This window comes from Sorangium sp. So ce375 (genome assembly GCF_051473855.1).
Taxonomy (GTDB): domain Bacteria; phylum Myxococcota_A; class Polyangia; order Polyangiales; family Polyangiaceae; genus Sorangium.
Genome location: NZ_CP150335.1, coordinates 5,636,233 through 5,657,470, shown reverse-complemented (window position 1 = coordinate 5,657,470; position 21,238 = coordinate 5,636,233). Strand labels below are relative to the sequence as shown.

Sequence of the window (21,238 nt, the reverse complement as noted above, 5' to 3'; positions counted from 1 at the left end):
GATCGCATCGACGACACAAGGAGATCTCAGCTCATGGCACCTCACTCGAACCCCATCGTCCTCACCGAATTCGACCGCGATCGGCTCGCGCGGCTGCTCGAAGCGCTTCGCGCGCGGCCCGGGGGCGACTCCCCGAACCTGGAGGCGCTCGAGCTCGAGCTCGAGCGCGCCGACGTCGTGAAGCCAGGCGACATCCCGCCGAACGTGGTCACCATGAACTCCAAGGTCGACCTCGTCGATCTCGACTCGGAGGAGCGGCTCTGCCTGACCGTGGTGTTTCCCGGGATCGCCGACGTGAACAGCGGCCGGATCTCGGTGCTCGCGCCGATGGGGCTCGCGCTGCTCGGCTGTCGAGAGGCGGACGAGGTGGAGTGGCCCACGCCGAGCCGCACCCGGCGGCTCCGGATCGAGCGCATCGTCTATCAGCCCGAGGCGTCGGGTCGCTTCGATCTGTGAGCCCGGTCGCGTCGCTGGAAACGGCGGCCCCCCGAGCGCTGATGCCTCTGAGGTACGCTGGGACGATGCTCCGGGAGGAGCACACGCCGCCCTCGCGTTCGCTCGGTCGGCGCAGCCGAAGCCTGGTACGTTGGACCGACGAGGCTTTCAGGAATGCCCGAACCTTCGCTTGATGTCTTGCAAGCGTTCCGAAGCGACGCTTCGGCGTGCGCCGTCTGCCATGATCACGGGTGGCTCCACTTTCAGCCTGACGGGCGGCGTGCTCGCCCCTTGTTCCACCTGGAATCCTCGATACGAAGACGGCTCCTCTTTGTCTTCGAGGCCCCGAATCTGGCGGACACTTATGAGCCGGACAAAGGGCGCATGACTTGCGACCCCGACACGGATCCCACCGGCAGATTCATGCTCGAGCTGCTTGCGCACGTCGGGCTTACGCCAAGCGATGTCGTGTTCACCAACGCCGTTCTGTGCCTTCCTGCCGCTCGAGGAGGCAAGTTTCCGGTCTCGAGTGGGCAACTTAACGCGTGCCTTCCTTGGCTCGAGCGCCTGATCGCTGACGTCGATCCAAAAGTGGTCGTCACGAGCGGCGCGCAGGCCCTGAGCGCCGTGGACCGATTGGAGCGCCACGGTCTCAGACTTCGACAGCACGCAGGCCGTACTCATCCGTGGCTTGGCAGGATGCTGCTTCCGCTCTACCATCCGAGCGCGCTGGGTCGTGTCAGTCGATCGCGAGCCGAGCAGCTCGCGGACATCGAAGCTCTGTTGCCCATCCTCGCGACTGACGAAGCGATCTAACTCGGGTTTGCAGCAGACGCCGCCCTCACTACAACAGAAGGGAAGAGAAACCGCAAGGGCGCGAGGGGCGCAAGGGGAAGGTAAGAATCTATCTCGTTTCTGGTTCATTGCGCCCCTTGCGCCCTTGCGGTTTCTCTCTTTCCCGCATTCCTTGCCCTTGGGGCTTGCCGCAGATAGGCGTTGCCTTGCTTGGTGATCGCGCCCAGCCGCCGCTTATCGTGCCCCCCGTACGGGTGTTCAAGGTGAGCGGTCGGCTGTCCGCGCGCGAGCTCGCCCCTCGCTGGGCGGCATTTCCGATGTTCGCGCGGTGAGGCGAGGCGGGAGCAGGACCTCTCGCGCGACCTCGGCGCCCGCCAGCCTTTTGAGGAGCAGCCGGACCGCTTCGCGTCCTATCCCGCCGACGTCCTGATCGACGGTCGCGACGGGATAGCGCAAGAGATCTGCCATCAGGATGTCATCGAATCCTACGACGTCGATCTCGTCGGGCACCGAGAGGCCGGCGGCGCGGATGCCCCGCAGGGTCCCGACAGTGCTCCAGAAATTTGCTGCGTAAACGGCCAGAGGTCCACGCAGCCGCTGGAGAAGCTCGACCATGCGCGTCTCGGCTGCTTCCGGGGTGGCCTCCTTCAACTCCTCGATGGCCGCCGCCGCGACGCCGCTCCGCGTCAACTCCGCCCGGAACCCGTCGAGACGATGTCTGTAGGTGGGGATGTCGAGCGGGCCGCCGATGTAAACGAGCGACCGATCCTCGTGCCTGAGGAGGTGGTGGAGCGCCAGCACCGAACCGGCGGCGTGATCGGTGCGCACGCACGCCACGTCGAGGTCCGGGACCGCCCGGTCGATCTGCACAAAGGGAAGCCCCTGCTCGTGCGCCGCGATGAGATCGCAATCCCCTCCGAAAACCGGGGACACGATGAGCCCATCCACCCGGGAATCGTGCACGAGCTGCAACGCGCGACGCTGGCGCCCCGCGTTGCCGGCCAGGTGGCTCACCACGAGGGCGTAGCCGTGGAGCTCGGCCTCGCGCTCCGCGCCGACGGCTATCCCGGCCCAGAACGGGTTCGCCAGGTCTTCGACGGCGAGGGAGATCGCGTACGATTTTTGCTCCCGGAACGCCTGGGCCATGGCGTTCGTCCGATAACCCAGCTTCCGGGCCAGCTCCCAGACCCGCTCCACCGTGGCGGTGCTGATGCGAAATTTCGCGTGCTTGCCCGTGAGGACGTGAGACACCGTGGTCTGGGACAGCCCCAGGCGTTCGGCGATGTCCTTCATACGGATCGGACGCAGACCGGCCCCGTGCCGGGGGTCGGGGTCGGGGGGGTCGGACGGATCGTTCAAGCTCGCGCTCCCTTCAGCTAATTCGGATTAGCTGTTGACGCTAGCACGGACATGCATAGTCTTGAAGAGGAACACGCGGCCGGTGTTTGCGGTCCTTCGCGCGCGAGGGGGCCGTGGCCGCGATTCCATGGATCCACCAGATCGAAACGTCGTTCGGCGGCGTCGACGCGCTGGCGGGGGTCTCGTTCGAGCTCCGCCCGGCCGAGGTGCATCGCCGCGTGGCCTGCTCCAGGAGATAGCGATGGCACAGAGTGAACCGGTGATTTTGGGCTTCATGGGCAACCGGGGCTTCTTTCCGACGGAGTTCGCGGAGGAGGGAGCGAAAGCTACCCAATCGGCCGTGGGCCATGTGCTCGGCGGGCGCGTGCGCTACGTCGATCTCGGCAACGTCGAAACCTACGCCGACGCGCGCGCGGCCGCTGGCGTCGCCCAGCAGTACCGCCGCACGCCCGACGGCGGCGGGGCCATCGGCGTCATCTGCTCGATGTACAATTTCTCCGATGAGAACGGGATTCGGGACTTTCTGCGGCTGGCCGATCTCGATGTGCCGGTGCTGCTCCACACCGAGCCTGACGTGCGGGGCCTGGGACGCATGGGACAGAAGGGCCGGCGGGACGGGGCGTGCGGGCGCTTTTCGGCCGCCAACGCGCTCCGCCACATCGGCTACCCGTACACCCTCACGTCCAAGCATTGCGAGGCCGTGAGCTCGGCAGCCTTCGCGGACGATCTCCACGCCTTCCACGCGAGCTGCGTTCTGGCATCGAAGTTCCGTCGCCGGGGCCGCGGCGTGCGCCTCGGGCTGGTGGGCTCGGGGCCCGACGCGTTCCAGACGGTCACAAACGTCTCCACCGAGCTGCTGGGGCACATGGGCCTGAGCACGGTCGGCCTGGAGTTGATCGCGCTCGATCGACAGATGCGTAAGGTCTCGCCGCGCGAGCTATCCGCTCAGCTGGAGGCCGTCTCCGGCTACATCGCAGCGGCTGACGTTCCGCGCGCCTCCCTGGAAGCGATCGCCCGGATGGGCGTCGTGTTCGATCGCTTCGTGAAAGAGAATGATCTCGACGGCATCGCGGTGCGCTGCTGGACGGAGATGCAGAAGTACCAGATTGGCGGAGAGGTGGGCGTGATGCCCTGCACCTGCATGAGCATGCTCTCGGACAAGCTCATCCCCGCCGCCTGCGAGACCGACATCGCGGGCTGGATGGGGATGTACATGCTCCAGTGCGCTTCCGGGCTCGTGCCGCTGCTGGGCGACTGGAACAACATGTACGATGACGAGCGCGAGGAGGTGGATCTCTTCCACTGCGGCGTCTGGGCCAAGAGCGTGATGCGCCCCGGCGCCCGCATCACGCGCCAGGAGATCCTGGCCACCCAGGCCGACATCGGCGCGGAGAACACCTGGGGCGCGGTCGACGGCGAGCTCAAGGCGGGCACCTGCGCTTTTCTGAGACCCTGCACCAACGCGCGCGAAGGCAGCGTGTTCCTCTACGGCGGGGTGGGCCGGGTCAGCGAAGAAGGCATCGACACGTTCGGCACGCGCGGCCGCATCCGGATCCCGCGCATTCAAGAGCTCTTTCGCTATTTGACGCAGCCCGAGCGGGCGGTGGAGCACCACACCGCCCTCGTGGTCGGGACGCAGAAGAACATCGAGCTGACGATGAAGGCGATTCGAGACGCGGTGCCCTACATCAATGCCCAGGCGGGCCTCGGCCGTAGCGGACAAGCGCTGGTCGATTTCTACGAGCACAGCCAGGTGGGCGAGCTCTGAGGCCGCGCCGCCCCGCGGCGCCCTGCGCGCGGCCAGGGCCCCGGAGATGTGCCGGGTGAACGCGGCGGCGACCTCGCAGGTCGTGTATCGTACCAGGAACGCTGAGGAGCTCGTCCACCCTCACTGGGGCGCGTCGCGCTTCCGGAACCACTTGGAGAGGTAGCGCTCCTCGAGGTCGACGAAGGCTTCGCGCATCATGGCCTCGTAGACGATGGCCTCGAGCGTCCCAGGGCGCGGGGCGGGGGTCTGCTGTTGGATGAGCCCGGCCGGGACCCGCCGCGCGATCTTGTGGCTCGCGACCAGCGGCTCCGCATCTCCGGGCAAGATGAACTCCGCTTTGAAGAAGAACTTGAGCCCCATGATGATGAGCGGCGGCTTCTTGCTGGCATGGGCGATCCCGGACGACTCGACGCGATAGCTCACCACCAGGGAGGGGGACGTCACGGTGAGCTGGTCCTCGGCGGCGCCCTCGAAGGGCGGGCCCGGCTCGAAGGTGACGAGCTCCGGCTCGAACCCCCGCGCGAGCCCCTCCGCCAGGGCCGACGCGGTCCGCTTCGCCTGGGGATCGAGTCGGGTCGCATCCACGTAGCGCGTCGGCAGGGATGTGGCGCCGCTGAACATCGGGATCTTTCTGACGATGTCGTCGGCGCGCTCCAGGTCCTGCGACGGAAGCCGCCGGAAGCGGACCTGGACGGCCGGGCCGCGGAGGCCTTCCGGGGTGATCTTGGGCCCCACGCGCTCCGCGTGGGCAAGGAGCCGCCGCACGAAATCCGCGTTCTGCTCGCTCCCTTCGGGCATCTCGCTCTTGTACCGATCGAGCGCGCGCGCATAGAGCGCGTGCCTGGCGTCGTTGAACGCCTTGTCCAGGCCGTGCTTCGGGTAGCGCTCCGCGAACGCCAGCAGCGCCGCGAGCGTGCCCACCGCCCGCGCCCGCTCGAGCTCCGCGGCGAGCGCGGCGCTGCGGGCCGCGGCGACCTCGGCCTGGATGCCCGTCTTGGGGTGGGCGCGGGTGAAGTCGTCGATGGCCTCCACCGAGCCCTTCGCCACAGCGAGGCGCAGCTCGGCCCGTGGCAGCAGCACCTGCGAGACGACCTCCCCGTGGCCGCGGCCGCGCGTGATGTAGCTCTGGTACGCGGCCACGTCGTCGCGCGCCCGCGCCGCGGCGTACATCCGAGCGTCGCTCATCCGGTTGCGGAGGAAGAAGAGCCCCAGGCCGAAGGCCACGCCGACCGCGGCCGCGAGGAGCCATGCATAACTTCGCCACCCCGGGACCTGGCGCGAGAGCGGGATCGGCGACGCGAACGGGCTCTCGATGGCAGGCGGCGCGAACGGATCGAGCCGGCGCAGCTCCGCGGGGTCGGGCTGTGCTTTCATGCGGCTGCACGCCGCTTCGACCTCCCGGATCACGTCGCCCGAGCGCGACGGGTCCTCGAGGGGAAATGCGTGCTGCGTGCCGCCGAACGTGAGCACCACGGCGCCCCGCGCGCTCGCCGAGACGCGCGAGAGCTCCGCGAGCGAGAAGACCCGGAGCCTGTGGTCACGCGCGTCGATCAGGCTCGCGGGGAAGACGAACAGGCCGGGCGTGAACGGCAGCGTGATCAGGTCGGCGTTGTAGGCGAGCGCCTGGAGCACGCCGATGACGGTGGTCGCGGCGAGCAGCACGTACGCGGCGGCGGCCGCCGTCGGGTGGAGCGCGAGGACGCTGTTGACGTCGCCGAAGCCGGCCGCACAGAGCGCCGCCAGCAGGAGGCCCGACGCGACGCTGACCGCGAGCCAGGCCACGATGGTACGCCGGGTCCCGAACCGGCTGACGATCGGCGCCGGCGCGAACCGCCCGCGGAACGCCTCGATCACGCCGTCCTGAATGGCACGCGGCAGCTCGTAGAAATTGATCTCGTTCATCGCGCTGCTCCCACCAGGCGCCGGAGCTCGGCGCCCTTCCACGCCTCGATCTGCCGATCGACCCTAATGCATTTCGCCCCGACCGCCGAGACCGGAGATGGCGAATCGTTGCAGCAGGAGCGTGCAGCAATGCGTCGACTTCTGCTCCTCTGGCACTTGTGCAGTCTTGTCGACACCGGCGCTGCGGTAGGCCGCAGCGGCAGGGAGCAGATCCAGGAGCTCCCTCCACGCGAGCGGGCGCGTCGACACCAGAGGGGTTGTTGGAAACGGCCCCCTCGCTCGGCCGACATGCGTAGTCGAATCGGCGGGGGCCGGCATCGTGAGCGGGTGGGACTCGGCCCAAGTGGGCCCCGATCCGACTTCGAACAACGTAGTCGAGGGCCTCGCAGCGTGCAGCGTCCCTCAGCCGAAGGTCAGCGCGGCTTGCCCCGGTGGCGACGCCACGCCGGACTGTCATTGACGCCTTGTGGGCAGAGATCCGATCTCATGTTGGAAGCCCGAGAATGGGTCGAGCCATTCACCGCGCGGCGGGGAGCGCTGGTGGCCTGGCCCTCCGAGCCGGACGTGACGTAGCGCGGGCAGCCGCTCCTCCGGGCGTGCCGGGCGCTGGCCGACGCGGCGGGGCTTACTTTGTCGCCTGGGCCGCCGGCTCGACGACGCAGCGGATCCCGAGGAAACCGCAGCGGTACGTCGCCTCGAAGCCACCCGGCCGCGCGGTCCTGACGAGCGGCGGGATGCCGTCGCGCCAGCTTCCGCCGCGGGCGACGCGCATCTTGCCCTTGGCGTCGTTGGCGTTGGTGGTCCACTCGAAGACGTTGCCCGCCATGTCCTGGATGCCCTGCGGGCTCGCGCCTGCAGGGAAGCTCCCCACGTCGCACGCGGTCTTGCGCACGGTGCCGCCGCCGGACCAGCAGAGCTGATCCTTCGGGGCCTCTTCGCCCCACGGATAAGGCCGCGCCTCCTCGCCGCCGCGGGCCGCCCACTCCCACTCGTCGTCGCGCGGCAGCCGCTTGCCCTGCGCCGCGCAGTAGGCCTCGGCCTGCGCGAAGTCGACGCAGACCATCGGCTGCTTCTCCTTGCCGGGCACGCCGTAGGTCGACGCCTCCTTGGCGCAATCCGCGAATTTATCCGTACACTTGCCAGCCTTGACGCACGCGGCGAAGGCCTCGGCGGTGACCTCGGTCCTGTCGACGCAGAGGTCGCCCACGGTGGCCTTCACCTTGAGCGGGCCCATCACGAAGCTGCCGCCCGGGACCCGGGCCATGCCGTCGGGGCAGCCGTCCGAGGGCTTCGCCGCCTCGGCGGGGGCCGCGGTCGGCTCGGCGCCGGCCTGCCCGGCGCTCGCGGGCGCCGATGCCACCGCCGGCCCGGGCTGCGGCGGGACCGGGGCGCTCGTCGCCTCCGCCGAAGGGGTGCCTGTGGCCGCAGGCTGCGCAGCGGGCGCCGGACCGGCGGGCGGGCCGTCGGGAGCGGCGGGCGCGGCGCCGCACGCGACGAGGAGGACGCCGCTCGCGGCGGCAGGGAGGAACAGCGAAGAGAGGGCGAGGAGCGTTGTGTGGGATCGCATGGTGTCTCAGGAGGCGGTCACGGTCGGCGCCGGCTCGTCGTCCAGCCATTGCTCCTGGATGACGATCGCCGGCAACAAGGTGAACGGCCCGTCATAACCCGGGCCGAACGTCAGGATCTGGATCACCCGCCGATCGCCGCGGCGGATCGGGAACATCACCTCGCCCCCGCGGGGGAGCTCGCTGCCGCCGCGGGGCGGATCGATCCAGAAGGCCACGCCCTCGGCCTTCCCGCCGAGCAGCGAGATGGCTGAGACGGTGAGCTCCGGGCAGCGGACGCGCAGCCACTCCCTCGCCCGGTAGGCGCGGCAGCCCGCGGCCGCGGGGCCGGCGCGCGAGAGGCGGACGCGGGGGGCCGCCTTCCACTCGGCGGCGGTCGGCTGTTTCGACGGCTCGGCCGGGAAGGGCACGGCGTCGAGGGGCAGCTCGTCGCCGGCACCGGTCGCGCCGGCACCGGTCGCGCCGGCACCGGTCGCGCCGGCACCGGTCGCGCCGGCATCGGTCGCGGTGGCGTTCGTCACGCCGGCATCGGCCGCGGCGCTCGCTGCGGCCTTGGGCGCGGCGCCGGGCTGCGCGCTGGGTGCCCTGGGCGCCACGGCCAGGGCGGAGGCCACGCCAGCGCCCATCAAGGCGAGCAACACGGAGCGCGGCTTCATAACGTCTCCAGGAACGCCACGAGCGCCGCCTTGTCGTCGGCCGACAGGTGGCTGGTCTTGCCCATCCAGTCGGCGTTCTGCTCGATGAGCTCCGCCAGCGTGCCGGCGCGCCCGTCGTGAAGGTAGGGCGGTCGGCCTCCCACGAAGCGCAGCGACGGCGTCTTGTACTCGGGGCGCGGATCCTCGTCGTAGCCCGGCGGCGGTGGTCGCTTCGGCATCGGGTACGCCGTGCGATCTGTGTAATCGCTCGCGGGCACGTGGCAGCGGGAGCACTTCGCCTCCTCGCTGTGGAAGATCTCCCGGCCGCGCTTCACGCGCTCGTCCGGCGCCCCCTCGGCGCGCGGCGGCGTCACGAGGCCCCGGCGGAGGAACATCGCGAGATAGGTGGCCCGCGCCGTCAGACCGGCCGGCGTGTTGTCGATCGGCAGCCCGCCCCACCGGTGCAGCCCCATGCCCGTCTGCAGCCTCCCGACGAGATCCTCGCTCTCGCCGTGCCAGCCGTACGGTCCGGCCGCGCTCACGTTGCCGGCGAGCATCGGCGTGCGCCGCGCGAACCCGCGCTTCTTGGCGACCTCGGGGATGTTCTCCGGCCTTCCGACGAAGTTCGCGTGCTCGCCGTCGGCCGTGCTGAACGTGGCCTCGCGCCAGACGTACCCGTCGTCGCGCCCGTCGGGGTGGCAGCCCGCGCAGCCGAGGTTGCCGCTCACCGTGGCGTCGAGCGCGCTGTAGAAGAGCCGGCGGCCCTTCGCGACCTCCGGGCCGAGCGGATCGTCGGCGAGGTGCACGAGCGCCGTCGGCCCCTCCGCCACACCCGGCGCGGCCGACACCGGCGCGGGGCCGGGCGCGCCCGTCGAGCCCGACGCAGCCGACGCCGGCGCGGGGCCGGGCGCGCCCGTCGAGCCCGCCGCGCCCGCGGGCGCGGCGGCCGGGTCCGCCGTCGCATCGTGCAGCCGGAGCGCCGCCACGTCGCCGGTCGAGCGGCAGAAGACCCACGCGGTCGCCTCGTCCGCGGAGAGCGCGAGGCCGGTCGGCGCGCCGCACGTGCCCGCCACGCGGATGTATGGATCGTAGCGGCCGCCGACCGGGTAGCTCCTTACGATCGCGAGCGTCGGATCCACCGCGGTCGCGTCCACCTCGAGCACGAGGTCGTCGCCTTCGCCCGCGATGAGCAGCGTGCGCGCGCGCTTGCGGTACGCCATGGCGCGCGGCTGGGTGACGGGCGTGACGACCGCGCCCGGCAAGGTGATGACGCTCTCCGGCGTGATCACCTGCTCCGCGAACGCCGACCGGATCACCGGCAGGTTGCCGTGGTGCGCCGGGGCGAGCGGCTCGTCCCGGCCGGTGATCAGCACGTCCACGGTCGCCGCGCCGAACCACGCGGCGTGGCCCATGGCGCCGAGCGCGTGCCGCGCCGCGAACAGGCGCCGCCCGTCCTCGGAGAGCGAGAGCGCGTAGCCCAGCGACGCGGCGAGCCGCTCGCCCGACGGGGCGCGCAGCGGCGAGGCGGGCAGGGCGACGCGCCGGATCTTCGGCGCCCCGCCGAGATCGTCGATCCTCGTGAGATCGGCGCCGACGAGGTGGCTCACGTACGCGGCGCTGCCGTCGGGCAGCACCGCCACGCCCCGCGGCTCGCGCGCCACGTCGACGGTCCACCGCGTCTTTTGGGCCTCGAGGTCGACGGCCGAGACCTCGTGGGTCCACGCCGAGGTCACGATCGCGGTCTTCTCGTCAGGCGTGACCGCGATGCCCCATGCGTCGGCGGGCAGCGGCACGCGGCCCACCTCGACGAGCCCGCCCGCCGGATCCGGCCGGAAGATCAGCAAGAGCCCCGGGTCACGGACGGTAACGAGGACGCGCGCGTCGTCGCCGCCGCGCCCGCCGAGCGCGAGCACCTGCGCGGGCCTGCCTGGAGCGGGCACGCCAGTGCCGGGCCGGGCGGGGTCGAGCGGCAGCGGCACGACGCGCACCACGCCGTGGTCCTCGTCGGCGACATAGAGCGCGTCCTCGCGCGCGCTGCGGGCGAGGGCGCCGCCCTCGCGGACCGGCGCGCGCAGCGGCGCGGCCGTGGACGGCGGCAGGGGAGCGGCCGGAGCGCTCGCGCTGCTGGCCGGGGCGCCGGCGCTGCCGCTCGGGGCGCCCGCGTCTGCGCCGGGCGCGGGGTCGCGGGAGCACGCGCTCGCGGTGAGCGCTAGGGTCGCCGCGAGCGCGAGGGGCGCGGCGAGGTGGCGTGTCGCAGGGGGGATCGACAAGGGATCACCGGATGTTCGCGCGCTCTCGCGTCCCGGGTCAACGGCCGCGCTGGGGGAGGGCGCGACAGCGCTGCTCCTCTCGTCCGGTGATTCCGGTGATCCCGGTGATCCGGTCATCCGGGTTCATCAGGAGGGCCGCCCGCCGTCTCCATTCTTTCGGCCGCGGTCGCGCCGCGGCTACTTCGGATCGAGAAAGTCGCACGCGGTGAGGTTGCGCCCGTGGGTCCAGCGGAAGCTGTTCATCCAGCTGTCGAGCACGCTGCGCGCATAGGGATCGCCGTAGGCCTGAACGAACACGATCGACCCCGTACCCGCGCAGATCGGGACGAGCACGAGCCGGAGCTCCACCCATGTGCCGACGACCCGCCACGTACGCTCCACGCCCGCGCCGAGCGCTGTCGTCACCGGGCCGCCGCCGAGCGCCTCGACGCGCATGGAGAGCGCGGCGACATCCCGGACGAACGACTCCTGCACTTCGCCGAAGGTCTTCTCGTTCTCGGCGTCGCTGGTGATGCGCGTGGACACCGACATGCCGCCGCGCACGAGCGTGTCGGGCCGCTCGACCACGAGCTCGACGTCCCCACCCACATGGCCGAGCATGCCCTGCGGCACACGGCCGACGACGTCGAGCCAGCCGTTGCGGTACACGTCGCCTTCGAGGCGGCCCGGCGTCGGCTCAGGGAGGCTGACGCGCGGTGGGATCGAGAGATGGGTGAGCGGCGTCGGCCTTGGTTCCGGCCCGGCGAGCGCGAAGAGCTGCGGCACGAGCGCGGCCTCGGCGCGCTCGGGTAAGCCGCGCACGAACGCGACGAGCTTGCCCTGTCGGCGGACCGCGATGTTGGCGCCGATCGTGTAATCGCCGCGCCCGAGCCCGAGCGCGTTCTCGTGCCAGCAGGCCGCGCTCTGGCCCAGCGCGGCCTCGAGCTCCTCCGCGTCCTCCTCGGTGTCCCACGCGCTGATCCACGCCGTCGCCAGGCGCCGATCCGGCCCGGCGAACACGCCGAAGCGATCGCCCGCCCAGCCCGCGGCCGTGCGCTCGGCGACCTCCGCGCCGACGCAGCGCTCGAGGAGGATGCGCGTGTCGAGCTCGCCGAGCGTGTCGGCGGCGGACAGCTCGTAACCCGGCGGCGGCCGGGGATCGGCGAAGGGCCGCGGGGCCTCGCCCGCGAGGTACTTCTCGGGGTGCAGCACCTGCTCGGTGCTGCGCGGCAAGCGCGTGTACATCTTGTCGACGAGCGGGAAGCCGCCGGCGCGATACACGTCGGTGACCAGCAGCATCCCGTCGCGGTAGGGGAACTCGAGGCGCTTCTTCGTCAGATCGAGCGCCTTGTCGAGCTTGGTGCTCGCCTCGCCGCGCGTGACGCTCGCGAGCGGGACGCGCTTCGTCACCTCCAGGATCCGCCGCAGCGTGCGCCCCACCGGCGCGCCGGCCTCGGCGCCGAGCCATGCGCCCATGGTCACCATCGCGTCGCCCTCGATGAGCGCGAGCTGCGCGATGGCCTCGTCCGAGCTCCTCGCCTCGGGCATGTCGGGGAAATGCTGCGCCTGAAGCGCGTGCTGCACCTCGTGCGCGAGCACCGCGCGCTGCTCGAGCAGCTCGTCCTCGGACGCTAGGGCCACGTCGGGGATGAAGACCTTGTCCGCCGAGCGGCTGTAGAAGCCGACGACCTGCTCCTTCAGCACCTCGTCGACGGTGGAGAGCCCGCCGCGCTGTCCGGGCTGCGGGAGGAAGTTGAAGCCGAGCAGGAACGCGGCCTCGGCGCTGAGCGCGCCGTCCGGCGAAGGCTCCGCGTCCCGGCCGGCGAGCAGGCGCTCCAGGAAGCGCGCGTGGTCGAGCCGCACGACGCCGACCGGCCTCGTCGGCGACAGCTGTCGCGCGGCGCTCACCGCCCGCACGACCTCCTCGACGGCGCCATCGCCGAGCGTGAACGACTTCCGTGGCGCCGATGCGGCGGGCTCTCCGGGGCTGCGCGGCGGGCTGGCGGGCGCCGCGCCGTTGCAGCCCGCGCCGAGCCAGAGCGCGAGGAGCCCGTGGAGCCCGCGCCAGCGCATCAGAACTCGCCCAGCCAGTAGCGCGGCTTGACCTGCGCCGCCTTGCCAGCCGGCTTCTGACCGCGCTGCTCGAGCGTGACCGACGTGCCCGACGTCGCCCACAGCACGATGCCGCCGGCGAGCGCTGCGCCGCCGCCGATGAGCGAGACGATGCCCACGGTCTTGAGAGCCCCGCCGCCGTCGTCGTTCGAGGGGTCCGAGTCGACGTCCGTGCCGATGCTGCTCACAAACCACAGGGTGCCGCCCGTGACCGCGGCGGTGAGGCCCAGAATGTTCAGCCAGGACGCGGCGGTGCGGCGCCCGTAGCTGCCGGGGTCCACGTGAAGGGTGACGTCGCCCGTCATCTGCGCGAACGTGAACGGATCCGGCGGCGGCACCTCCTCCGACAAGAGCGAGAACTGACGCCCCTCCCTGCCGTCGATCACCTTGTCGCACGGCGAGGTGCAGACGTGCCGGATCTCCTGGATGGCAAAGCCGTAGCCTCGAACAGCGCCGTACGTCGTGGCGCCTTCCGTGAGCACCCGAACCGGCGTCGGGCTCTCGACGTGCAGCCTCACCACGCCTGGCGCGCCGAGCGTCGGCTCGGGGGCCGGGATCGGCGTCGGCGGCGGTGCGGCGCCGTAGCCCGGCCCCGCAGGCCCGGGCTGCGGGGCGCTCTTCGGCGCAAACTTCCCGCGCTCCACGTCCGACACCTCGGCCCAGGGGATGACGCGCACCTCCTTCGCGCCCAGCTCGATGATCTTCACGCTCGCCCCGGGCTCGGACGAGACGACGGTGCCACGGATCGTGCCGCCGTTCTTGAGCGTGACTTCGTCCTCTCCGTCGGCGGCGTGAGCGCTCGCGCCGAGCAGGAGGGAGGCAGCCGTCAACAGGGCGATGATGGGAAAGCGATGGCGCATGAAGGCTCCTGTGATGTGGGTCACGCAAAGGTCGCCGAATCCATGATCGAACGTCAAGCGCAAGACGCGTCATGAACCGTGCTCAACGCGGCTGTCACTCGCGAGGATCGTCGGCGATCGCCCTGACCCGGGCAGGCGCGATCACCAGCGGGTCCAGCGGGAGATCCGCTGCAGGCGCGTATAGCCGCTGCCGTCGTCCGAGAGACCGTACGACGTCGCGTCCGGGGTGCTCATGTGCGGGCCCCAGCCCTCGTCCTCGATCGGCTCATCGTCGTCGGCGCCGAGGTTGTAGACGAAGCAACCCCCGTAGTGCTGCGTGACGCCCGCATAGGCGCCCGCGCAATTGCCGTCGTCCTTGGTGTCTGCATCGAAATCAGGCGAGGACCACCCGGTGCCGAATTGCCATGAAAAGAGGTGCTCATCACCGGCGACGCGGATCGGCGTGAAGAGGTGCATGTCCTCGGTGTCGATCCCCTCGGCGGTCGCGCGCATCACCTCGGCGACGGTCCCCGCGATGTCCTCGATCTCGTCGCGGTATTCCCGGCCCGCGATGTACAGCGACGGCTGGTAATGGTTGCCGTCGAGCGACGGCGTCCCCTTGGCGGCGAGCCGATCGGCATACAGGATCTTCCAGAACGGGAGCGTCGCGCCGTCCGCCGCCCCGACGCTGTTGTAGACGAGCGCCCACCGGTCATTGTCCAGCGGCTCACCGCAGTAGACCTCGATCGGCTCCTGCGCGCCGGGCCCGTCGGGATCGAGCGTGTAGACGCCGCTCGGGGCGCTCGCGGGGACGGCGCCGCACCGGTCGTAGACGCACCCTGCGCTCGCCGCGTCGGCGCAATCTTCCCCGCCGGCGCCACCGCCGCCCCCACCTCCACCGCCGCCGTCCCCGCCCGCTTCGAGGTGATAGGGCCTATCGAGCCCGGCGAGGGACGTACACCCGCACGCCAGAAGCCACGCCGCCGCCCCTGCTGCCCATCTCGCGGACCCGCTCGTCATCCTCGCTCCCTCTACCTCCTGCCTGCCGCATCATCCCAGCCGGATCTGCGTGACGATCCGCCTGCGCCGCGCGGACGCTACCGCCTCACCCCGGGGCCTGGCAAGCGACCGGCCCGTCCGCGCCCGTCCACTGGCAAGCGGCTGCCCCGCAATCGTTGATGGTGATGGGGGTGACGATGGCGATGATGGCGACGGATGGCGCCGTGACGAGCGCGGCGCAGGCGATGTCGAACAATGAAAAAATATCCTACAGAAACTTGATAGAAACACGCGTCCATGCATCGTCCTTGGCAAATCATGGGCCCGTGATTGGCTGAGACCATCTAGGGCGCACACCCGCGGCGACCTCGATCTCACCCCGCCGATCTCGCCGCGGAGCTGGCCTGGCTCACCCTGGAACGAACAGGCGATTTCACGGACGGCGCCTCCGGAGCGCAGCCGTCCAGTCTGCCCCGACCGGCGGGCGTGTCCCTCTCCACGCGCCCGCGGCTCCACGGTCATCCCAGCAAAGGATCCTTGGAATGAAGAGACGAGAACCTTCGCGTGAGGCCCCGAGAGGCACGCCCCAGGGCCGCCGGCATTTCCTCGGCGGCGCGCTCGCGCTCGGGGGAGCCGCGCTCCTCCCCGCCTGCGAATCGCGCTCCGAAGCGTCGGCGAAGCCCGCGTCGAACGCCGCGCCCCTCGTACCGGACGCCGCCAAGCCGGAGGTGTCCGATCTGCGCTTCGGCATCATCGCGCTGACCGACTGCTCTCCTCTCGTGATCGCCCACGAGAAGGGGTTCTTCAAGAAGTACGGCATCAGCTCGACCATCGTGAAGGGCGCGAGCTGGGCGGCGATCCGCGACTCGCTGACGAACGGGGATCTCCAGGCGACGCACATGCTCTTCGGCATGCCGCTCGCCTCGACGATGGGGCTCCTCGGATCGCCGAAGAAGCCCATGGTCATCCCGTGGCTGCTCAACCGCAACGGCCAGGCGCTGACGATCAAGAGCGATCTCCGGGGCAAGGTGGCCGGGGATCCCAAGGCGCTCAAGCCGTTCGTCGAGGAGGCCAAGGAGAAGGGAGCGCCCATGACCTTCGCGATGACGTTCCCGCCTGGAACGCACGCCATGTGGACCCGTTATTACCTGGGCGCGGGCGGCGTCCACCCGGACAAGGACGTCGCGCTCGTGACCATCCCGCCCGCCCAGATGGTCGCCAACATGAAGGTGGGAAAGATGGACGGCTTCTGCGTCGGCGAGCCGTGGAACGCCAGGGCGATCTCCGACCAGATCGGCTACACGGCCATGACCACGCAGGAGCTCTGGAGAGACCACCCCGAGAAGGTGTGCGCGTTCACCGCGGAGTTCGCCGACAAGAACCCGAAGACGGTGAAGGCCGTGATCAAGGCGCTCCACGAGGCGAGCGTCTGGCTGGACAAGCTCGACAACCGCCCCGAGCAGGCGGACATCGTGTCGAGGCCCACGTACATCAACTGTCCGCCGGAGCTCATCCTCGGCCGACTCCAGGGGCACTACGACTACGGCGACGGGCGCAAGAAAGAGGACAAGGACTACATGATCTTCAGCGAGCGGGGCTGCAACTACCCTCAGCCCAAGTTCGCTCTCTGGTGGCTCAGCCAGTTCCGCCGGTGGGGCATGGTGGAGGGGAAGCCGGACTACGAGGGCGTCGTCAAGCAGGTCATGCGCCCCGATCTCTACGAAGAGGCCATGAAGGAGCTCGGGGTCGCGCACGGCGGCCGGAGCGACGCGCCCGAGGCGCTGTTCGACGGCGTGACGTTCGATCCGAAGGACCCGGAGACGTACGCGACGTCGTTCCCGGTCCACGCCCTGAAGGGATGAACCCACGTCGCCGGGCCGGCGGGAGGCGCGGCGGCGGAGTCGGAAGAGGAAGAGGAGTGCTGCATGAGCGAGGCGAAGGCGATCTCTCCGAGGATTCGAGTCGACCACATGATCCTGCCCCTCTTCGGGGTGGCGTGCGTGATCGGTCTATGGGCCGCCGCGAGCAGCCTGTGGGCCCAGGCGCTGCCCTCTCCGCTCAAGACGTGGGAGGTGAGCAGGCCTTACATCTTCGAGCCGTTCGAGAAGCGGGGAGAGCTCGATCAGGGTATCCTCCGCTTCACCTGGTACTCGCTCCAGCGGGTCGCCAAGGGCTACACGCTGGCGATCCTGCTCGGGACGCCGATCGGGTTCTTCCTGGGCGCGTCGAAGCTGTTCAGGTCGAGCTTCGATCCCATCATCCAGATCCTCCGCCCCGTGTCGCCGCTCGCCTGGCTCCCGCTCGGCCTCGTGCTCTTCCAGAAGCCCGACCCCGCCGGCGTCTTCACCATCGCGATGTGCTCGATGTGGCCGACGGTCCTGAACACCGCGCTCGGGGTGCGGTCGATCCCGCAGGACTACATGAACGTCGCCCGGGTGCTCAGGCTCTCGCGGGTGAAGACGCTGTTCAAGGTGCAGCTCCCCGCGGCGCTCCCCTACATGTTCACGGGCTTCCGGCTCAGCCTGGGCATCGCCTGGCTGGTCATCGTCGCGGTGGAGATGCTGACCGGCTCGCCGGGGGTCGGCGGCTTCCTCTGGCAGGAGTACAACAGCCTCATCTACGAGCACATCATCCTGTGCATCATCACCATCGGGGTCGTCGGCTTCCTCCTCGACGCCCTGATGAGCCTCGTCGAGCGCCGGCTCAAGCTGGCGGGAGCGTGATGTCCATGCCGCTCGTCGAGCTCCGCAATGTGGGGAAGAGTTATGGCGGCGGGGCCACCCGCACCGAGGTGCTCAGGGACATCAACCTGGAGATCGAGAAGGGCGAGCTCGTCGCCGTCGTCGGCTATTCGGGCGCCGGCAAGACGACGCTCATGTCCCTCATCGCCGGGCTCCTCCGGCCGGACACCGGGGAGGTCAAGCTGAACGGGAAGGCGATCGAGGGGCCGGGGCCCGACCGCGGCGTCATCTTCCAGAACTACTCGCTCCTGCCCTGGCTCACGGTCTACGAGAACATCCACCTGGCCGTGGACCAGATCTTCGGCGCCTGGTCCGCGGAGAGGAAGCGGGAGCACACCGAGCGCTACATCGCCATGGTGAAGCTCACCGAGGCCCGGGACAAGAAGCCGGCGCAGCTCTCCGGGGGCATGCGCCAGCGGGTCTCGGTGGCGCGGGCGCTCGCCATGGATCCGGAGGTCCTCTTGATGGACGAGCCCTTCGGCGCGCTGGACGCGCTCACGCGAGCGACGCTCCAGGACGAGATCGCGCGGATCTGGCGGGCCACCCGGAAGACCGTGCTCCTCATCACGAACGACGTCGACGAGGGCATCCTCCTCGCCGACCGGATCCTCCCGCTCAGCAAGGGCCCTCGGGCCACGCTGGGGCCGGGGATCCCCGTCGATCTCGAGCGCCCTCGGGATCGCAAGGCCATCAACCACGACCCGCGCTTCAAGGAGATCCGCGGCGCGGTGATCAGCTACCTGCTCGGCCCGGGCGCCGGGCCGACGGCGGGCGAGAGCGCGCCCGGTGCAGCGCGGAGCGCGGAGGCGGTCGCATGAAGAAGTACCTCGAGATCTGGAACATCACGAAGACCTTTCCCACGCCCAAAGGCCCCTCGGTCGTCGTCCGGAACTTCGATCTCAACCTGAGGCGGGGCGAGTTCCTGTCGCTCATCGGCCACTCCGGGTGCGGGAAGTCCACCGTGCTGTCGATGGTCGCGGGCCTCTCCGAGATCACGAGCGGCGGCATCGTCCTCGCGGGCAGGCAGATCCGGGGGCCTGGCCCCGACCGAGGGGTCGTGTTCCAGTCGCCCTGCCTCCTGCACTGGATGACGGCGCTCGAGAACGTCCTGCTCGGGGTCGAGCAGGTCCACCGGCAGAAGAGCAGGAAGGACCGCATCGAGATAGCGACGCACTACCTCGAGCTCGTCGGGCTCGAGGAGTCCATGCACAAGAGGCCGCGCGAGCTGTCGTCCGGGATGCAGCAGCGGGTCGGGCTGGCGCGCGCCTTCGCCCTGTCGCCCAAGATGCTGCTCCTCGACGAGCCCTTCGGCATGCTCGACTCGCTCACCCGGTTCGAGCTCCAGGAGGTGCTCATGAACCTGTGGGCAGAGGACCACAAGACGGCGCTGATGGTCACGCACGACGTCGACGAGGCCCTGTTCCTGTCGGACCGCATCGCGATGATGACGAGCGGGCCGGGGGCGCGGGTCGGCGAGATCCTGGAGGTGCCGTTCCCGCACCCGAGGGACCGTCAGGCGGTGCTCGAGGATCCGATGTACTATCCTCTCCGAGAGCGGCTGATCACGTTCCTCGAGGGCCAGGCGCACCCGGAGAAGCCCGCCGCGGAGAACGCGCGTGAGCCCGTCCCGGAGGCGGCCGTGAAGACAGGACGGTTCTGGAACGCCCTCTGGAAGGGGACGAGGTCATCGGCGTAGCCCCGGGGGAAGGGGAGGGGGCGGCGATCGCCGGGCTGCTCCCATGAGCGCCCCTCTCCGATGAGCCTGCATGTCCTCTCCTCTCGAGGACTTCATTGCGTCGCTTCCTCATTCGAGGGCTCTTTGCGACGAACCTCACCATAGCGCGGATCGCGGCCTCGCTGGCCGTTCGGGGCAGAGCACGTTGCTGCCAGGCGAGCGCGAGCGCTGTGCTGCGCGCGTCTGTGTGTGCATCGCTCACGAGGCTCACCACCTCCGACAAAAGTCGAGGGAGAGGGGCACACCCTAGAACAAAAGCCATCCGGACAAGCTGGAGTTGCGCGAATGTATCTTTTCTCCGACTGCGTCGGTTGCGGCAAGCGATCAAGCGAGGAAAGTGTATGCGCGTATCTCGAATCTTCGCGGCTGTCGGCATGGTATGGCTCTCCGGCGCCTGCGGCTCGTCCAGCGGCACCGGCTCGGGCGGCGAAGGTGGCGTCTCGCCCACGGCGGGGCCCTCCTCGGGCACGGTCGAGGGCAGCTCCTCCGGCGGGGGCAACGCTGGCGGCGGGACGACAGGAACGGGCGGCGCCGGCGGGTCGGCCAGCTCCGGAGACGGCGGCGCGGGCACGGGTGCCGGTGGTGCGGGTGCGGGCGGCGCGGGCGGCGCGGGCGGCGCGGGCGGCGCGGGCGGCGCGGGCGCGGGTGGCGCAAGCACGGGCGCTGGTGGCGCGGGCGCCGGCGGTATGGACGGCGTCGGCGGCTCGGGCGGCCCTGACACGGGCGTCGAGGTGCCGAGCTGCGAGCCCTACGGTGCCACGTGCGCGAGCTCCGGAGATTGCTGTTCCGGCATCTGCGACACAGCGACGCGCACGTGCGCCTCGCCCCTCAGCGTCTGCCTCGGGACAGGCGCCGCGTGCGAGGGATCCTCGGAGTGCTGCAGCCTCAACTGCACCTCGGGCAGGTGCAGCGCGACCGCCTGCCTCCCCGACGGGTCCGCCTGCACAGCGGGCGGCGCCGCGTGCTGCAGCGGCATGTGCGCCGGCGGGACGTGCAGCGACATCAACGGCGCCACCGCGTGCCAGACGGGCGGCAACCCGTGCACCGAGGACAGCCAGTGTTGCTCCCAGCTCTGCGGGCGGGACAACCGCTGCGTCCTTTACTCCTCGTTCTGTGTCCAGCGAAACGACGTCTGCACGGGCGACAGCGACTGCTGTACCGGCGTGTGCGTGAAGCGGAACGCATCCGACCCCGCGGGCTACTGCGGCGCCGAGCCGGCGACGCCTACCCGCTGCAGCAGCGGCGGCATCGACGGCGCGGTCTGCAATAGCTGCGGCTTCTGCTGCAGCCGCGTCTGCGCGCCGTACGGCCCCACCGGCATCGCCGTCTGCCAGCCGCCGAGCGGGTGCCGCGTGAACGGCGCCCTGTGCCGGCGCAACGAGGACTGCTGCGGCGGCGACCGCACCGCCGCTCTGCCGGGCGCGGGCAACGTCGTCTGCGACAAGGCGGGGGATCCGGACGGGGAGATCGGCCGCTGCCGCAACCCGAACGGCTGCACGCCCCAGGGCGGCGTCTGTCACTTCAAGGACAGCTATTGTTCGGACACGTCCACCAGCGCTCCCAACAACTGCTGCAGCTACCTCGGCCACGCCAGCAACTGCCGCCTCGACGCCCTCGGCGTGCCTCGCTGCAACGCGCTCACCGCCTGCCGCCAGGCAGGCGAGGACTGCGCATCCGCCGACGACTGCTGCGACGGCGCTCCCTGCGTGCTGAACTCCGCATCCGGACACCTCCAGTGTTACGGCACCCCCGGAGAGACGTCGCCCCAATGTGTCACGGCGGGTGGTCCCTGCACGAACAACGGCGACTGCTGCGTCGGAACGACGTGCGAGTACGAGCCGGGCTCCGTCTCTGGCACGTGCACGACGCCGGACTCCCCGTCGGGCGCGACCGGGAGCTCGGGTTCGACTGGGAGCTCGGGCGCGACCGGCGGGACGGGCGGCGCCGGGGGCGCGGGCGGCAGCGGCGGATCGGACGGGACGGGCGGCGCCCCGCCGCGATGTGCCGAGTACGGGCAGCTCTGCGGCGTGACGTCCGACTGCTGCAATGCTGGAACGGTGCAGTGTTATAACGGCATCTGCCGCATTCCTCCGGGATGACTCGG

At 70.5% G+C, this 21,238-nt stretch carries 18 protein-coding genes; 9 read left to right on the top strand and 9 right to left on the bottom strand.

Annotated elements, in window-relative coordinates; genetic code table 11:
* Positions 1 to 33 precede the first annotated feature (33 nt).
* Entirely contained in the window at positions 34 to 456 is a 423-nt protein-coding gene (gene rnk, locus WME90_RS20985; protein WP_437282938.1) for a nucleoside diphosphate kinase regulator, read from the top strand.
* Positions 457 to 609: 153 nt separating this feature from the next.
* Complete coding sequence (locus WME90_RS20980; RefSeq protein ID WP_437282937.1) at positions 610 to 1,251, top strand: uracil-DNA glycosylase family protein; 642 nt, start codon at positions 610 to 612, stop codon at positions 1,249 to 1,251.
* 237 nt (positions 1,252 to 1,488) lie between these two features.
* Here WME90_RS20980 and WME90_RS20975 read toward each other — a convergent pair whose 3' ends face one another.
* Positions 1,489 to 2,523: a LacI family DNA-binding transcriptional regulator gene (locus WME90_RS20975; protein ID WP_437282936.1), complete on the bottom strand. Its 1,035-nt coding sequence runs from the start codon at positions 2,521 to 2,523 to the stop codon at positions 1,489 to 1,491.
* 179 nt (positions 2,524 to 2,702) lie between these two features.
* Here WME90_RS20975 and WME90_RS20970 point away from each other — a divergent pair, with 179 nt between their 5' ends.
* Positions 2,703 to 2,828, top strand: coding sequence for a hypothetical protein (locus WME90_RS20970; RefSeq protein ID WP_437282935.1), 126 nt, complete (start codon positions 2,703 to 2,705; stop codon positions 2,826 to 2,828).
* Between the two features lie 2 nt (positions 2,829 to 2,830).
* Positions 2,831 to 4,357: an L-fucose/L-arabinose isomerase family protein gene (locus tag WME90_RS20965; RefSeq protein ID WP_437282934.1), complete on the top strand. Its 1,527-nt coding sequence runs from the start codon at positions 2,831 to 2,833 to the stop codon at positions 4,355 to 4,357.
* 120 nt (positions 4,358 to 4,477) lie between these two features.
* Here the strand turns inward: WME90_RS20965 and WME90_RS20960 are convergent, their stop codons facing one another.
* The 8 genes from WME90_RS20960 to WME90_RS20925 all read right to left on the bottom strand — a co-directional run bounded on the left by WME90_RS20960 (position 4,478) and on the right by WME90_RS20925 (position 14,914).
* Positions 4,478 to 6,259, bottom strand: coding sequence for a hypothetical protein (locus WME90_RS20960; RefSeq protein WP_437282933.1), 1,782 nt, complete (start codon positions 6,257 to 6,259; stop codon positions 4,478 to 4,480).
* A 625-nt stretch (positions 6,260 to 6,884) separates the two neighbouring features.
* Positions 6,885 to 7,826 (bottom strand): formylglycine-generating enzyme family protein, encoded by a 942-nt coding sequence (locus WME90_RS20955; protein WP_437282932.1) that lies wholly within the window; start codon positions 7,824 to 7,826, stop codon positions 6,885 to 6,887.
* Positions 7,827 to 7,832: 6 nt separating this feature from the next.
* Positions 7,833 to 8,480 (bottom strand): hypothetical protein, encoded by a 648-nt coding sequence (locus WME90_RS20950; protein ID WP_437282931.1) that lies wholly within the window; start codon positions 8,478 to 8,480, stop codon positions 7,833 to 7,835.
* Positions 8,477 to 10,729: a hypothetical protein gene (locus WME90_RS20945; RefSeq protein WP_437282930.1), complete on the bottom strand. Its 2,253-nt coding sequence runs from the start codon at positions 10,727 to 10,729 to the stop codon at positions 8,477 to 8,479. The genes WME90_RS20950 and WME90_RS20945 overlap by 4 nt, the downstream gene beginning before the upstream one ends.
* Positions 10,730 to 10,906: 177 nt before the next feature.
* Entirely contained in the window at positions 10,907 to 12,781 is a 1,875-nt protein-coding gene (locus WME90_RS20940; protein WP_437282929.1) for a hypothetical protein, read from the bottom strand.
* The gene (locus WME90_RS20935) at positions 12,781 to 13,680 is read right to left on the bottom strand and encodes a hypothetical protein (protein WP_437282928.1); all 900 of its coding nucleotides are present in this window, start codon (positions 13,678 to 13,680) and stop codon (positions 12,781 to 12,783) included. The genes WME90_RS20940 and WME90_RS20935 overlap by 1 nt, the downstream gene beginning before the upstream one ends.
* A 141-nt stretch (positions 13,681 to 13,821) precedes the next feature.
* Positions 13,822 to 14,679, bottom strand: a complete 858-nt coding sequence (locus WME90_RS20930; RefSeq protein WP_437282927.1) for a fibrinogen-like YCDxxxxGGGW domain-containing protein — start codon at positions 14,677 to 14,679, stop codon at positions 13,822 to 13,824.
* An 85-nt stretch (positions 14,680 to 14,764) separates the two neighbouring features.
* Positions 14,765 to 14,914 (bottom strand): hypothetical protein, encoded by a 150-nt coding sequence (locus WME90_RS20925; RefSeq protein ID WP_437282926.1) that lies wholly within the window; start codon positions 14,912 to 14,914, stop codon positions 14,765 to 14,767.
* Positions 14,915 to 15,200: 286 nt separating this feature from the next.
* Between WME90_RS20925 and WME90_RS20920 the strand changes: the two genes are divergently transcribed.
* From WME90_RS20920 to WME90_RS20900, 5 genes are all read left to right on the top strand, one after another.
* Complete coding sequence (locus WME90_RS20920) at positions 15,201 to 16,520, top strand: CmpA/NrtA family ABC transporter substrate-binding protein (RefSeq protein ID WP_437282925.1); 1,320 nt, start codon at positions 15,201 to 15,203, stop codon at positions 16,518 to 16,520.
* A 63-nt stretch (positions 16,521 to 16,583) separates the two neighbouring features.
* The gene (gene ntrB, locus WME90_RS20915) at positions 16,584 to 17,381 is read left to right on the top strand and encodes a nitrate ABC transporter permease (protein ID WP_437282924.1); all 798 of its coding nucleotides are present in this window, start codon (positions 16,584 to 16,586) and stop codon (positions 17,379 to 17,381) included.
* Positions 17,381 to 18,217, top strand: coding sequence for an ABC transporter ATP-binding protein (locus WME90_RS20910; RefSeq protein WP_437282923.1), 837 nt, complete (start codon positions 17,381 to 17,383; stop codon positions 18,215 to 18,217). The genes ntrB and WME90_RS20910 overlap by 1 nt, the downstream gene beginning before the upstream one ends.
* A complete protein-coding gene (locus WME90_RS20905; RefSeq protein ID WP_437282922.1) occupies positions 18,214 to 19,095 on the top strand; it encodes an ABC transporter ATP-binding protein in 882 nt (293 codons plus the stop codon). The genes WME90_RS20910 and WME90_RS20905 overlap by 4 nt, the downstream gene beginning before the upstream one ends.
* 380 nt (positions 19,096 to 19,475) lie before the next feature.
* Positions 19,476 to 21,233, top strand: a complete 1,758-nt coding sequence (locus tag WME90_RS20900) for a hypothetical protein (RefSeq protein WP_437282921.1) — start codon at positions 19,476 to 19,478, stop codon at positions 21,231 to 21,233.
* The last annotated feature ends 5 nt before the right edge of the window (positions 21,234 to 21,238 follow it).

Excerpts from the sequence above, each read along its gene's own strand:
- rnk (WP_437282938.1), top strand. The coding sequence starts at position 34 with ATGGCACCTCACTCGAACCCCATCGTCCTCACCGAATTCGACCGCGAT.
- WME90_RS20980 (WP_437282937.1), top strand. The coding sequence starts at position 610 with ATGCCCGAACCTTCGCTTGATGTCTTGCAAGCGTTCCGAAGCGACGCT.
- WME90_RS20975 (WP_437282936.1), bottom strand. The coding sequence starts at position 2,523 with ATGAAGGACATCGCCGAACGCCTGGGGCTGTCCCAGACCACGGTGTCT.
- WME90_RS20965 (WP_437282934.1), top strand. The coding sequence starts at position 2,831 with ATGGCACAGAGTGAACCGGTGATTTTGGGCTTCATGGGCAACCGGGGC.
- WME90_RS20960 (WP_437282933.1), bottom strand. The coding sequence starts at position 6,259 with ATGAACGAGATCAATTTCTACGAGCTGCCGCGTGCCATTCAGGACGGC.
- WME90_RS20955 (WP_437282932.1), bottom strand. The coding sequence starts at position 7,826 with ATGCGATCCCACACAACGCTCCTCGCCCTCTCTTCGCTGTTCCTCCCT.
- WME90_RS20950 (WP_437282931.1), bottom strand. The coding sequence starts at position 8,480 with ATGAAGCCGCGCTCCGTGTTGCTCGCCTTGATGGGCGCTGGCGTGGCC.
- WME90_RS20940 (WP_437282929.1), bottom strand. The coding sequence starts at position 12,781 with ATGCGCTGGCGCGGGCTCCACGGGCTCCTCGCGCTCTGGCTCGGCGCG.
- WME90_RS20935 (WP_437282928.1), bottom strand. The coding sequence starts at position 13,680 with ATGCGCCATCGCTTTCCCATCATCGCCCTGTTGACGGCTGCCTCCCTC.
- WME90_RS20930 (WP_437282927.1), bottom strand. The coding sequence starts at position 14,679 with ATGACGAGCGGGTCCGCGAGATGGGCAGCAGGGGCGGCGGCGTGGCTT.
- WME90_RS20920 (WP_437282925.1), top strand. The coding sequence starts at position 15,201 with ATGAAGAGACGAGAACCTTCGCGTGAGGCCCCGAGAGGCACGCCCCAG.
- ntrB (WP_437282924.1), top strand. The coding sequence starts at position 16,584 with ATGAGCGAGGCGAAGGCGATCTCTCCGAGGATTCGAGTCGACCACATG.
- WME90_RS20910 (WP_437282923.1), top strand. The coding sequence starts at position 17,381 with ATGTCCATGCCGCTCGTCGAGCTCCGCAATGTGGGGAAGAGTTATGGC.
- WME90_RS20905 (WP_437282922.1), top strand. The coding sequence starts at position 18,214 with ATGAAGAAGTACCTCGAGATCTGGAACATCACGAAGACCTTTCCCACG.
- WME90_RS20900 (WP_437282921.1), top strand. The coding sequence starts at position 19,476 with ATGCGCGTATCTCGAATCTTCGCGGCTGTCGGCATGGTATGGCTCTCC.